This window comes from Bradyrhizobium tunisiense, from assembly GCF_042263385.1.
In the GTDB taxonomy this organism is placed as follows: Bacteria; Pseudomonadota; Alphaproteobacteria; order Rhizobiales; family Xanthobacteraceae; genus Bradyrhizobium; species Bradyrhizobium tunisiense.
The window spans coordinates 966,612-979,207 of record NZ_JBHLEV010000001.1; the positions used below are offsets into that span (position 1 = coordinate 966,612).

The window sequence follows — 12,596 nt, forward strand, 5'->3', positions numbered from 1 at the left end:
CGGGTTCACGCTTCGCGTGCCCCGGAATGACAGGATGTGGCTAGCGATTCGTCCCAAAGATCTTCCGCGCCTCGGCGGGAGACGCGATCTCGCGGCCCGCGCGTCTTGCGCAGGCGGCGATGGCTTCGATGAGCTGGCCGTTCGACGTCACCTTCTTGCCGTCGGCGAGATAGAAGGCGTCCTCGAGGCCGGTGCGCAAATGGCCGCCGAGCTCGGCGCAGCGCTGGTGCAGCGGCCAGATCTCCTCGCGGCCGATGGCGGTGACCTGGAAATGCGCCTCGGGACGCTTCAGCTTGATCAGGATCGGGAGCAGCTCCGGATCAGCAGGCATGCCGGACGCAACGCCCATGACGAAGTTGTATTCGAGCGGTCCCTTGTACATGCCGACCTGGCGGTACATGCCGACGCAGCGCACGATGCCGACGTCGAAGCACTCGAACTCGGGGACGGTGCCGACCTCGTTCATGACGTCGAGATAATCCTTCACCTTCTCGACCGCGTTGTCGAACATCATCGGCGGCCAGGCCCAGGTGTTGTCGGCCTTGACCTTCAGGTAATTCAGGGAGCCGGCGTTGCAGGCCGCGATCTCGGGCTTGGTCTCGCGGATGCAGTCCAGTGCGCCTGAGTAGTTCGGCCCCGACACGCCCGAGGTGTGATTGATGATCACGCCGGGGCAGGCTTCGCGGATCGCCTGTTGGATCTCCCTGCTGACCGCGACTTCCCAGGACGGCAGATGCCCCTTGTTCGGCGCCTGCTGGCGCAGATGGATGTGCATGATGGAGGCGCCGGCATCGAACGCTGCCTTGGCCTCGCGCGCCATCTCTTCGGGCGTCACGGGCACGTTGTGCTGCTTCGGGTCGGTGAGCACGCCGTTCAGCGCGCAGGTGATGACGGCCTTGTCGCTCATGCCACTAATGTCTCGCACGTTGAGAATTCAACGGCTGCGATCATGTGATGGGCGGCATGCGGCTTCTTGCGCGGAGAAGCTGGAAAAAACGACGAATTCGTAGGGTGGGCAAAGGCGCCCTTGCGCCGTGCCCACCATCTTCTCGATCGCAAGAAATGCGCGGGCACGCTGCGCTTTGCGCACCCTACGGCAGCGGCGTCAACTCGCTTCCGCGAGCCGTACCGTCTCGGTGCTGCGGTAGATCGCAAGGTCGCGCGAACCGACGAAGATCGCGCGCGGCTTGAGCCCGTAGAAGCGGCGGATCGAGTGACTGAAATGCGTGGAATCGGGATAGCCGATGTCCTGCGCGAGATGGGCGAGGTTGAGGTCCTGGTTGGCGAAGTGCAGCAGATGGCGCGCACGCTTCCAGGCGCGGAAGGAGCGGAAGGAGATGCCGGTCTCTTCCTTGAACAGATGCAGGAAGCGCGAAGCCGAGAGCCCTGCTTCAGCCGCACAGGTGTCGGCCGTCACCGGCTCGCCGGAGAAGCGCCCGATTCGGGCGACGGCGCGGGTCACTCGCGGATCGAGCACGCGGCGCGGAAGCGCCTCGCCGAAGCACATCTCGTCGAACTCGGCGGTGGTGATATCGCCATAGCGGCGCCGGCGCAGCAACGTGTAAGCGGCCAGGATCTTGCGGGCATAGGCGGCCTTGTCCGGTCCCCGCAGCCGCTCGGCCAGGATTTCGATCATGCCATCCGGCATGCTCTCCGGCTCCAGCGTGACGCTGATGACGGTGCGGTAATCGCTGGCAATGGTGTGCCGCTGGTTCGGCAGGGTCACGATTAATTCGTCCGACGTGTGAACGTCGTCGATCGTCAGGTGCAGGCTGCCCTTCACCGCCACATAGACATGGCAGCACCCGGGGGTCCGCTTGCGAGGGCGACCGAGCAGGCCGGCATAGAATACCCGCTCCGGCGTGATCAGCATTAGATGGTCGGATTCGCGACCTTTATCTTCCATTGGGATCCTCCTCGCGCGGCTCTCAGGCCGCTGCGGACGGAGGTCACCTTAGCGGAAATTCAGGCGCTGTCACGACGGGATAGCGCTGTCATGACGCGTAAAGCGTTGGCATTCCAGGAGGCGACATGCCTGCCCGGAACCGTCATGGGACGGTAGTCCCATGACGTTAGCTCACGCCCTCGCCCTTGGCGCAACATTCTGCTCGACACCGGCCTTTTGCTCCGCAGCAACCGCGCGCTTGAATCCGTCGCGCTGCTGCAGGCGCGCCCAATAGGCTGCGACATTTGGCCCGAAATCCTTGGCGATGCCGATATTGTCGGCCAGGCGAAGCGCGTAACCGATGACGATGTCAGCGGCGGTGAAGCGGCCCGCGCACAAGGTTTCGGCATTGCCGGTCGCTGCCTCGACGGCGCGCAGCCGACCCAGGAACCATTTATGGTAATCGCCGGCGACTTGCGGGTTGCGCCGCTCCTCCGGCTCGAGCTGGCTATACCGAAGCACCAGCGTTTGCGGGAAGGTTAACGTGGCGTCGCTGAAGTACATCCAGTTCAGGAAGGCGCCATAGGCCGGATCCTCCGGCCCCACCATCAGCGGCGTCGGTCCATGTTTGATGCCGAGATAGTAGCAGATGCCGGAGGACTCCGTCATCCTGGTCTCGCCGTCGATCATGAATGGAATCGTGCCCAGCGGATTGACCGCAAGGTATTCCTTGGCGAGCACCCGTGGTGGGAATGGCAGCATCTTCAATTCGTATGGCAGCCCCATCTCCTCCAGCATCCAGAGCGGACGGAACGAGCGCGCTGCGTCGCAATGATAGAGCGTGATCATCAGGCATTCCCTTTACTGCCGGGGAGCGTCCCCATCATCTTGCACAGGACCATCAGCATGACCTCGTCGGCGCCGCCGCCGATCGAGGTCAGGCGGCTGTCGCGATAGGCGCGGCTGACCGGTGTCTCGTTGGTAAAGCCCATTCCACCCCAATATTGCAAGCAGGCGTCGCTGAGCTCGCGGCCAAGCCGGCCGGCCTTCAGCTTGGCCATGGTCGCAAGCCTGGTCACGTCCTCCCCTGCCACCAGCGCCTCACCGGCACGATAGATCAGCGCACGCAACAGCTCGACCTCGGTCTGCATCTCCGCCAGCTTGAAGTGCACGACCTGGTTGTCGAGGATGCTCTGGCCAAAGGCCTTGCGGTTACGGGTGTATTCGATGGTCTGGTCGATGATGTATTCATGCGCCTTCAGGCAGGCCGCCGCGCCCCAGAGCCGCTCCTCCTGGAACTGGATCATCTGATAGGTAAAGCCCTTGCCCTCCTCCCCGATCCGGTTGCGCTTGGGCACGCGGACATTGTCGAAGAAGATCTGCGCGGTGTCCGAAGAGCGCATGCCCATCTTGTCGAGCTTGCGGGCGACGGTGACGCCCTTGCTCTTCATGGGCACGCAGATCAGCGACTTGTTGCGGTGAACGGGCCCATCGCCGGTGTTGGCGAGCAGGCAGATCCAGTCGGCCTGGGTGCCGTTGGTGATCCACATCTTGCCGCCGTTGATGACGTAATCGTCGCCGTCGGAGCGCGCCTGGGTCTTGATCGAGGCGACGTCGGAGCCGGCGCCCGGCTCGGAGACGCCGATGCAGGCGACAAAATCCCCCGAGATCGAGGGCGCCAGGAATTCGCGGCGCACCTCGTCCGAGCCGAACCGCGCCAGCGCCGGTGTTGCCATGTCGGTCTGCACCCCGATCGCCATCGGCACGCCACCGCAGGTGATGGCGCCCAACTCCTCCGCCATCATTAGCGCGTAGGAATAGTCGAGACCGGAGCCACCGAACTCGACCGGCTTGTTCAGCCCGAGAAAGCCGAGGCTGCCCATCTTCTTGAACAGCTCGTGCGCCGGGAAGATGTCGGCCTTCTCCCATTCATCGACATGGGGGTTGATCTCATTCGCGATGAATTTCTGCAGGGAACGGCGGATGTCGTCGTGGTCTGCGGTGAATAGCATTTTGCTCCTGTCATTCCGGGGCGGCGCGAAGCGTCAAACCCGGAATCTCGATATGTGGGACTCAGCTCTAGGTCCCGGGTTCGCGCTCCGCGCGCCCCGGGACGACACGTTTCACAACCCCATCTGCCGGCTCGCCAGATCCTTCATGATCTCCTCGGTGCCGCCGCCGATGGCGTTGACCTTGACCTCGCGGTAGATGCGCTCGGCCTTGATGCCGCGCATGAAGCCGGCGCCGCCGAAGATCTGCACGGCTTCCGAGGCGCAGAACGCCATGGTCTGCGTCGCCTGGTTCTTCATCATGCAGATTTCGGCCACCGGGCTTTCGCCCTGCTCGAGCCGCCAGGCCAGCATCTCCAGCATCGCCTGGGACGCTGCGACCTTCTGCGCCATGTCGACGATCTTGTGGCGGATGACCTGGTGCTGCGCGAGCGGCTTGCCGAAGGTCTTGCGCTCCCGGGCATAGGTGACCGCCTCGTCGAGACAGACCCGGGCGAACGCGGTGCAGCTTGCCGCCATGCCCATGCGCTCGCTGTTGAAATTCTGCATGATGATCTTGAAGCCCTGACCTTCCTCGCCGATCAGATTCTCGGCCGGCACGCGACACTCGTCGAAATGCAGGGTCGCGGTGTCGGAGGCCCACCAGCCCATCTTCTTCAGCTTGGTCCGCGACAGGCCGGGCGTCTCGCCTTCGATCAGGAGCAGGCTGACGCCGCCGGCCCCCTCGCCGCCGGTACGCACCGCAACGGTCAGATAGTCGGCGCGCATTCCTGAGGTGATGAAGGTCTTCTCTCCGCTCACGACGTAGTGATCACCGTCGCGTCGCGCGCTTGTGCTGAGGTTCGCGACATCGGAGCCGCCGCCCGGCTCGGTGATCGCGAGCGCGGAGATTTTCTCGCCTGCGAGCACTTGCGGCAGCACCCGTGCCCTGACCTCAGGGCTGGCAGCGCGCGCGATGGGCGGCGAACCGATGGTGTGGCTCATCAAGCTCGCGCTTATGCCGCCCGCGCCGGCTCGCGCCAGCTCCTGACTGGCCACGATCTTCATGAACTGATCGGCGGCGACTCCGCCATACTCTTCAGGAAATCCCAGTCCCAACAGGCCTATCTCAGCCGCCTTGCGATAGAGCGGGCGCGGAAATTCACCGGCCTCGTCCCATTCATGCGCGAACGGGGCGATCTCTTTTTCGACGAAGCGGCGCATCATTTCGCGGAAGGCATCATGCTCGGCGGTATAGAACGGGCTCTTCATTGCGCTTTCGCCTCGCTGACGGATTCGTCCTGTCCACCATCGCCGGAACACGGGCGGTTACTTGCGTGGAGTGGCTGACCGGCAACGGCACTTCGCAGGACATGGCCAGCAACTCAACGCAAGACGATTTTGACCCCTCGCGCGCCAACTCCAAGTCAAAAAAACGCTGCTGCACAAACTCCGGCAAGCCTCAGGGCCACGCCGGGCATGATGCACGGAAACGAGAGTGCGGGCGGCACACGACCGCCGAGGGAGGATTTCTTGGCCGTTCGTTACTACGACTGGATCGTTCATCATGGCCGCCGCACGCCTGACAAGGTCGCGGTGATCGACCTCGCGAGCGAGCGCCGCTTCACCTATGCGCAGCTCGATGCCCGCGTCTCGCGCCTCGCCTCGTTCCTGCGTCACACGCTCAAAGTCTCCCGCGGCGACCGCGTCGCGGTGCTGGCGCTGAACACGACCGATACGCTGGAGGTGCAGTTCGCCTGCGGGCGGCTAGGCGTCATCTTCGTGCCGCTGAACACCCGCCTGACCGTTCCCGAGCTGCAGTTCATCACGGCTGACTGCGCGCCGAAGGTGATGATCCACGACACCGACCTGATGGACACCGCCCTTGCCGTCGCAAAGCTCTGCGGCATCGCGACCAGCCTGCTGCTCGGCCCGGGCGGCAGCTACGAGGCCGGCATCGCCGCCGCAAAGCCGCTCGAGCGCGCCGAGGAGGTCACCCTCGATGATGTCTCGACCATCATGTACACGTCGGGCACGACGGGGCATCCCAAGGGCGCGACCATTACTCATGGCATGACCTTCTGGAATTGCGTCAATCTCGGCGGCCCCGCCTGTATCGGCCCGTCGTCGGTGCTGCTCACCGTGCTGCCGCTGTTCCACACCGGCGGACTGAATTGCTACACCAATCCGGTGCTACATGCCGGCGGCACCGTGATGATCATGCGCGCCTTCGATCCCGGCACCGCGCTCGGCCTGATCAACGATCCCGCGCAGGGCATCAACGTGTTCTTCGGCGTGCCTGCGATCTACCAGTTCATGGCGCAGCATCCGTCTTTCCCGACGACCGATCTCAGCCGGCTGATTGTCGGTGGCGTCGGCGGCGCGCCGATGCCGGTGCCGCTGCTCAAGGTCTGGGAGGCGCGCGGCGTTGCGCTCCAACAAGGCTATGGCATGACTGAGACCTCGCCCGCCGTGCTGGTGCTCGACCGCGAGGATGCGGCGCGGAAAGCCGGCTCCGCCGGCAAGCCGGTGCTGCATACCGAGGTCCGCATCGTACGGCCCGACGGCAGCGATGCCGATGTGGGCGAGCTCGGTGAACTCTGGGTCAAGGGACCCAACATCACGCCGGGCTACTGGAACAGGCCGGGGGCGAACAAGACCTCCTTCACGGATGGCTGGCTGCATACGGGCGATGCCACGCGCGTCGACGAGGAGGGCTTCTACTACATCGTCGACCGCTGGAAGGACATGTACATTTCCGGCGGCGAGAACGTTTATCCGGCGGAGGTCGAGAACGTCCTGCACCAGCTCGATGCCATCGCTGAAGCTGCCGTGATCGGTATCCCCGATCCGCAATGGGGCGAGGTCGGTCTTGCCATCGTCGCGGTCAAGCCCGGCCAGAAGCTGACCGAGGCTGAAGTGCACACGCACTGCACGACCAATCTGGCGCGCTTCAAATGTCCGCGCCAGATCCGCTTCGTCGAGGCGCTGCCGCGCAACGCAACCGGCAAGATCCACAAGCCGACCTTGCGCAAGGAGTTCTCGGTAGCCTCCGAAGTCGACAAGAAAGCCGCCAACGCCTGATCAAAGCATGTCCTTGCCCCAAATGCAGAGCCGCCCCGCTCAGGGCTGAATTGAAGCTCCGATGTCCTGGCTCACCTCGATGGACACCACGGAAAGGCCAAGGCGGCGGGGATCGCCGATGCCCCTGAATACGGGGCATGACCATGCAAGGATCGCGATGCCCGAGGGCGGCAGGTCGAGACGCAGCGTGTAGCTGTCTGGGCCGATTGCGATCGCAGAGGCATCCACGCGCGCACCGTTGACATAGAAATGCGCACCGATCTCGCGCAGCGGCTCGCGCAGGACGGGACTTCGAATACGAACGGTGTTGCGGCCCGCGCTCCCCTGGATGCGGACTGCAGCCTGCGGCTCGCTCCAGCGGAAGATGTGCCCCGATGACGATTCGAGGGCATGAAAGCCGGCTTGTCCGAGAACGCGATCTCCCAGGAATCTCGCCGCCGGCCCCGTTGGGCCGGCAATGCGACGAATGCATTCAAGCCGCTGCAGATGGATCAGCGCGGCGATGTAGCGTCTCATCGAGCGAGCGATCGCTTCGCTCTGTCCGATCACCATCAGCGCGCACAGACCGAAATACGCCTGCATCACCGCCAGCCGCGCGGCGACGCGCGCCCCAAGATCTCCGCACAACGCCAGTGCACCCCAGCGCCAGAAGGCGCGCAATTTTTCCCCAGGCCACTTCCGGCCGCGACTTGCAAAGCCGTCATGCACGAGCGCGTTCAACGCCGCGCGGGCGAGCGATACGTCGAATCCGGCCCACTCGACCCATTCAACGGGAACTTCGAGCAGCTCGCTGCCGGGATCACGGCGTGCCTCGCCGAGATAGCGAATCTCGCCCTGAACGAAATCGAGCGTGAACGTCTTCAGTTCGCCAAGCTCGCCGACGTAATAGTGATGGAAGCGCGCCTCTTCCAGATAACCGATGGCATAGCCTTTCGCGTGATAGGCTGCTGCCAGCACCCATTCGGCGAAATGGCCGAGTTCCTCCCGCAAGCCTCCACATTCCCAGTAGACGTCCCGCCGCGTCACGAAGCACTGATCGAGCACTTTTCGCCAGGGATGCTGCTTCATGCCGAACTCGATGTCGGCCTGGTACATCGCAGCCTCTGCCACGGACAACCGATTATGGCAGATCGGGACCGAATGGCAGGAAAAGCCGGCCCAGTCCGGATGAGCCTCGATAGCGCGGATGCACAGCTCGATCACGCCGGGCTCGGGCCAACAATGCGACTCCGTGAAGAACAGATGGCTACCGCGGGCCTTGGTCGCGCCGAATGCGCACAGCCCGATGTCGTGTTCGGAGTCGGTGAACTCGAGGCGAGCCCTGTCACCGGCCAGCACCTTCAACTCTTCGCGCGCCCTGAAATCGGGCGGCACGACCAGGATGATTTCGTAGAGAGACTTGTCCGCGGTCTGCGATGTCCAACCCAGCCAGGACTGCTCCCATTGCCCGCGGTGATATTCGAGCGGAATGATGATGGAGAACAGCGGAGATCCGCCGCCGTATCGCCCGGTCCCGTCCTGCATGGACTATCCTTATAGACGCACGCCAGGCCGGTGCAGGACTATTTCTTGCGGACTATACCGTCAAAAACAGCGCGAATGGCTCTTCTACCGTGCGTCGCAGGTGCTTTCGATACAAGGCATGGTTGGCGTCGTCGGGCGCAACGCGTCCCAGGGACGGCTTCGGGACGTTTTTGAGCGGCACGTAGGCGATCGGCGCCGCGATCGGCGTGAGCTGCGAGCCGGGGCCCGCGCGCAGCGTCGAGATGATGCCGTACATCTCGCCGGCAACCGTCGGCCGCGACACCGTGATCACGCGATGCTGGCCGTGCTTGATGATGACGAGGTAGATGAAGCCGGACTGATGGGGAACGGCGACCTCGCCGGTATGCTCGTAGGCGGCGTCGGTCCGATCGCCCTCGCGGAAGACCAGCGAAGAGATTTTCGGCTCCCAAGCGATCTCGGTGCGATAGGCGAAGATCGCATCCTTGTCGCCGAACGACGGCCGCAGCGTGATGTAGACGTCCTCAAGCCAGCTCACGGCGCGATGCGCATAGGAGCCAAGGCTGTCAGGCGCGACATCGTTTGCGGGCGGCGGCGTCACCACGACGACGCTCTTGCGCAAGGAGACGCCCAGCGCCTGCTCCAGCCGAACCGTCGTCGCTAGCGTGAACGGTCGGCGGCCGCCAAGGACCTTCTCCAATGTCGACAGGCTGAGCTTGGCCTGCTCGGCCAGCGCCTGCCGGGAGATCCGGCGTCTGGCGAGCTCCTCGCGAATGGTCTCGGCGATCTCGCGGCTTTGCTCGTCCGAAAGCTGCTTGTCGGTGAGTTTATCCTGCGTCTGCATCAAAGCCCTGCTCCAGAGCGGCCATTCTAGCAGGGCGGACAAACCAGCACAAAACCGCACATGACCGCCCGGCGGCGGCGTACCCGGGCCGGGGGCGGCGGAACATTACCGATCATTCTGCTCGCGAACTCAGGCCCTCCGGACCGATGCTCAGAGCCAGCAAAATCCTTCGGGAGCAGGCCAAATGGACACCTACGACACCGCCGGCAACGACGAACACCCCATGCTGGGCCGGCTGATGAAGCTCGGATTGCTTCTTCTCGCGCAGGGCATCGCGGTGATGCTGATGGCGTTCGTGGCCCTGCTCGTCAGCTTCGGAGCGAGTTGGTCGGCGACGGCCGAGCAGGTCAGCCTGCTCCAGCCCGGCGATGCACGGTCCGGTACACTGCTCCTGAAGGACGACGGCACCACCACGGAAGCAATCCGCCTTGGTATCGACGTCGACATCACGGTATCAGGCCCGACGCTGCGCGCCCGGGTCACTCAGGTCTTTCGCAATCCGACCCAGAACTGGGTCGAGGCAACCTATGTCTATCCGCTCGCGACCGGCGGCGTCGTCGATACGCTGAAGATGGTGGTCGGCGACCGCGTCATCGTCGGAGACATCAAGGAGCGGCAGCAGGCGCGCCTGATCTACGAAGAGGCGCGCCGTGCAGGTCAGAAAGCCGCTCTCACCGAGCAGGAACGGCCGAACATCTTCACCAATTCGGTTGCCAATATCGGTCCCGGCGAAACCGTGCTGGTGCAGATCGAATATCAGGAGCCCGTGCATCAATCAGGCAACGAATATTCGCTCCGCCTGCCGCTCGTGGTCGGACCGCGCTACAATCCGGCGCCCATCGTTCAAAGTGTCGACTTCCGCAAGGACGGATCGGGCTGGGGCACGGCGACGTCGGACCCGGTCCCGGACCGTGACCGCATTTCGCCGCCTGTGCTGGATCCGGCCAAAAACGTGCCGGTCAATCCGACCACCATCACGGTGCGCCTGAAGGCCGGCTTCGCGCTTGGCGAGGTCAGGAGTCACCACCACCACGTCAAGATCGAGAGTCCGGACAGCACGGCACGCATCATCACGCTCGCCGATGGCGCTGTTCCCGCCGACCGCGACTTCGAGCTGACCTGGAAGCCCGCCGCCGACAAAGCGCCGTCGGTCGGCCTGTTCCGAGAGTATGTCGGCGATGTCGATTACCTGCTCGCCTTCGTCACCCCGCCCAGCGCCGAGCAGTCGACACAAAAGCCACTGCCGCGAGAGGTCGTGTTCGTGATCGACAATTCGGGGTCGATGGGCGGCACGTCGATCGTCCAGGCCAAGGCGAGCCTCACTTATGCTCTCTCTCGGCTCCAGCCGACCGACCGTTTCAACGTCATCCGCTTTGACGATACCATGGACGTGCTGTTTCCGGCCTCCGTGCCGGCAGACGCTGCGCATGTCGGCGAGGCAACTTCGTTCGTGAGCGCGCTGCAGGCGCGCGGTGGCACCGAAATGGTGCCGGCGATGCGCGCCGCGCTCGCCGACAAGCTCGGCGACGCCGGCATGGTTCGCCAGGTCGTCTTCCTGACCGACGGTGCCGTCGGCAACGAGCAGCGATTGTTCGAAACGATCACGGCGATGCGCGGCCGCTCGCGCGTCTTCATGGTCGGCATCGGGTCGGCGCCCAACACCTACCTGATGACACGCGCCGCCGAGCTCGGCCGTGGGGCCTTCACCCATATCGGGTCCGTCGAGCAGGTGGAGGAGCGCATGCGCGGCTTGTTCGCCAAGCTCGAAAATCCGGCCGTGACCGGCCTCACCGCGACATTCTCCGAAGCCAAGGCCGACGTCACCCCGACGATCATCCCCGACGTCTATCATGGCGAGCCGCTGGTGCTGGCGGCAAGGCTGGACAAGCTCGCGGGCTCGCTCGAGATCAGGGGGCGCGTCGGCGACCGTCCATGGTCGGTGACGCTGCCGCTGCAGAATGCCGCCGAAGGCAACGGCCTGTCGAAACTCTGGGCCAAGCGCAAGATCGGTGACGCCGAGGTGGCGCGCGCCATGCGGGAACTCGCGCCCGAGGAGGCCGACAAGACGATCCTGGCGCTGGCACTCGACCATCAGGTCGTCACGCGCCTGACCAGCCTTGTGGCTGTCGACAAGACGCCGAGCCGCCCCGAAGGCGCGCCGCTCAAGCTCAGCGAGCTGCCGATCAACCTGCCTGCCGGCTGGGATTTCGAGAAAGTGTTCGGCGAACGGCCGCCGATCCCGGGGCAGGTGCGTGAACGCCATGCCGATGCGCGCGTCTCGCCGGCCGCACGGCGTCCAACACCTGCGGCACCTGATGCGATCCGTCTGCCCAAGACGGCAACCTCAGCCGAGCTGAAAATGATCGGAGGCTTCGTCCTGATCGTGCTCGCCTTGTTGCTGTTCGTGTTCAACCGGCGTCGGCTCTTGCTCACCAACGCCGCTTGAGAGAGGAGCACCCCGACTCCTCTGTTAGCGCGCGCGGTCGCCCGTCCCGTACCCAACGGCCGCGCGCGCCTTTTTCTCAACGTCATTGCGAGGAGCGAAGCGACGAAGCAATCCAGACTGCCGCTCAGGAGACAGCCCGGATTGCTTCCCTTCGCTCGCAATGACGGAAGGGAAACACGATGCCCCGCTTCTCATCTCCCCTGGTTCTGGCACTGATCGGCCTCATCCTGTTCGGCGACGGCGCCTATATCCATGCCAAGGCGTGGCTCGCGCAGGTACTGCTGGAGCGCGCCTTCGACAGAAGCCTGGCAACGGGCGAGGTGATCAAGCCGTGGTCATGGGCCGACACCTGGCCGGTCGCGCGGATCGAGGTGAAGCGGATCGGAGCCAGCGCGATCGTGCTGGAAGGTGCGAGCGGACAGGCGCTTGCCTTTGGCCCCGGCCACATCCACCAAACGGTTGATGCCGGCGAGCGCGGCACCGCCGTATATGCTGGACATCGCGACACACATTTCCGCTTCCTGCGCAACGTCGCAGTTGGTGACGTGATCGATGTCACACGTCGTGACGGCAAACGCTTTCGCTATCGCGCGGATTCATCCGCCGTGGTCCGCTTCGATGCATCGGGCATCGATCCCACAGCGCAGGATGTCGAGCTCGTGCTCACGACCTGCTGGCCGTTCGACGCCGTCACCGAAGGTCCGGAACGATATGTCCTGCATGCCATCCTGATCGAAACGGGTGAATAGCGGTTCGCAATCAACCCATGAGGGAGCGATCGATCCTCTGAAATCGCGCGAGCGGGCCGGGCCATCGCGTTTGACGCAACCGTGAACTGGCGCCGTT

10 protein-coding genes are annotated in these 12,596 nt (G+C 64.2%); 3 read left to right on the forward strand and 7 right to left on the reverse strand.

Annotation, left to right across the window (positions count from 1 at the left end):
- Nucleotides 1–40: 40 nt before the first annotated feature.
- From ACFDR6_RS04590 to ACFDR6_RS04610, 5 genes are all read right to left on the reverse strand, one after another.
- Nucleotides 41–907: a beta-keto acid cleavage family enzyme gene (locus ACFDR6_RS04590; RefSeq protein WP_212083843.1), complete on the reverse strand. Its 867-nt coding sequence runs from the start codon at nucleotides 905–907 to the stop codon at nucleotides 41–43.
- A 198-nt stretch (nucleotides 908–1,105) separates the two neighbouring features.
- On the reverse strand, nucleotides 1,106–1,906 hold the full coding sequence (locus ACFDR6_RS04595; protein WP_212083841.1) for a helix-turn-helix domain-containing protein: 801 nt from the start codon (nucleotides 1,904–1,906) through the stop codon (nucleotides 1,106–1,108).
- 171 nt (nucleotides 1,907–2,077) lie between these two features.
- On the reverse strand, nucleotides 2,078–2,734 hold the full coding sequence (locus ACFDR6_RS04600; RefSeq protein ID WP_212083839.1) for a glutathione S-transferase family protein: 657 nt from the start codon (nucleotides 2,732–2,734) through the stop codon (nucleotides 2,078–2,080).
- Entirely contained in the window at nucleotides 2,734–3,897 is a 1,164-nt protein-coding gene (locus ACFDR6_RS04605) for an acyl-CoA dehydrogenase family protein (protein WP_375857560.1), read from the reverse strand. The genes ACFDR6_RS04600 and ACFDR6_RS04605 overlap by 1 nt, the downstream gene beginning before the upstream one ends.
- A 111-nt stretch (nucleotides 3,898–4,008) precedes the next feature.
- Nucleotides 4,009–5,145, reverse strand: coding sequence for an acyl-CoA dehydrogenase family protein (locus ACFDR6_RS04610; protein ID WP_375857561.1), 1,137 nt, complete (start codon nucleotides 5,143–5,145; stop codon nucleotides 4,009–4,011).
- A 261-nt stretch (nucleotides 5,146–5,406) separates the two neighbouring features.
- On the opposite strand from ACFDR6_RS04610, the gene ACFDR6_RS04615 reads away from it, so the two are divergent.
- The gene (locus ACFDR6_RS04615) at nucleotides 5,407–6,957 is read left to right on the forward strand and encodes an acyl-CoA synthetase (protein WP_375857563.1); all 1,551 of its coding nucleotides are present in this window, start codon (nucleotides 5,407–5,409) and stop codon (nucleotides 6,955–6,957) included.
- A 39-nt stretch (nucleotides 6,958–6,996) separates the two neighbouring features.
- On the opposite strand, the gene ACFDR6_RS04620 is transcribed toward ACFDR6_RS04615, so the two are convergent.
- Nucleotides 6,997–8,481: a glycosyltransferase family 2 protein gene (locus ACFDR6_RS04620; protein WP_375857565.1), complete on the reverse strand. Its 1,485-nt coding sequence runs from the start codon at nucleotides 8,479–8,481 to the stop codon at nucleotides 6,997–6,999.
- 52 nt (nucleotides 8,482–8,533) lie between these two features.
- Nucleotides 8,534–9,304, reverse strand: coding sequence for a helix-turn-helix transcriptional regulator (locus ACFDR6_RS04625; protein WP_317241543.1), 771 nt, complete (start codon nucleotides 9,302–9,304; stop codon nucleotides 8,534–8,536).
- Nucleotides 9,305–9,488: 184 nt separating this feature from the next.
- Between ACFDR6_RS04625 and ACFDR6_RS04630 the strand changes: the two genes are divergently transcribed.
- Together ACFDR6_RS04630 and ACFDR6_RS04635 are read left to right on the forward strand one after the other, a co-directional pair.
- Nucleotides 9,489–11,750 (forward strand): marine proteobacterial sortase target protein, encoded by a 2,262-nt coding sequence (locus tag ACFDR6_RS04630; RefSeq protein ID WP_375857567.1) that lies wholly within the window; start codon nucleotides 9,489–9,491, stop codon nucleotides 11,748–11,750.
- Nucleotides 11,751–11,929: 179 nt separating this feature from the next.
- Entirely contained in the window at nucleotides 11,930–12,499 is a 570-nt protein-coding gene (locus tag ACFDR6_RS04635; RefSeq protein WP_212083825.1) for a class GN sortase, read from the forward strand.
- The last annotated feature ends 97 nt before the right edge of the window (nucleotides 12,500–12,596 follow it).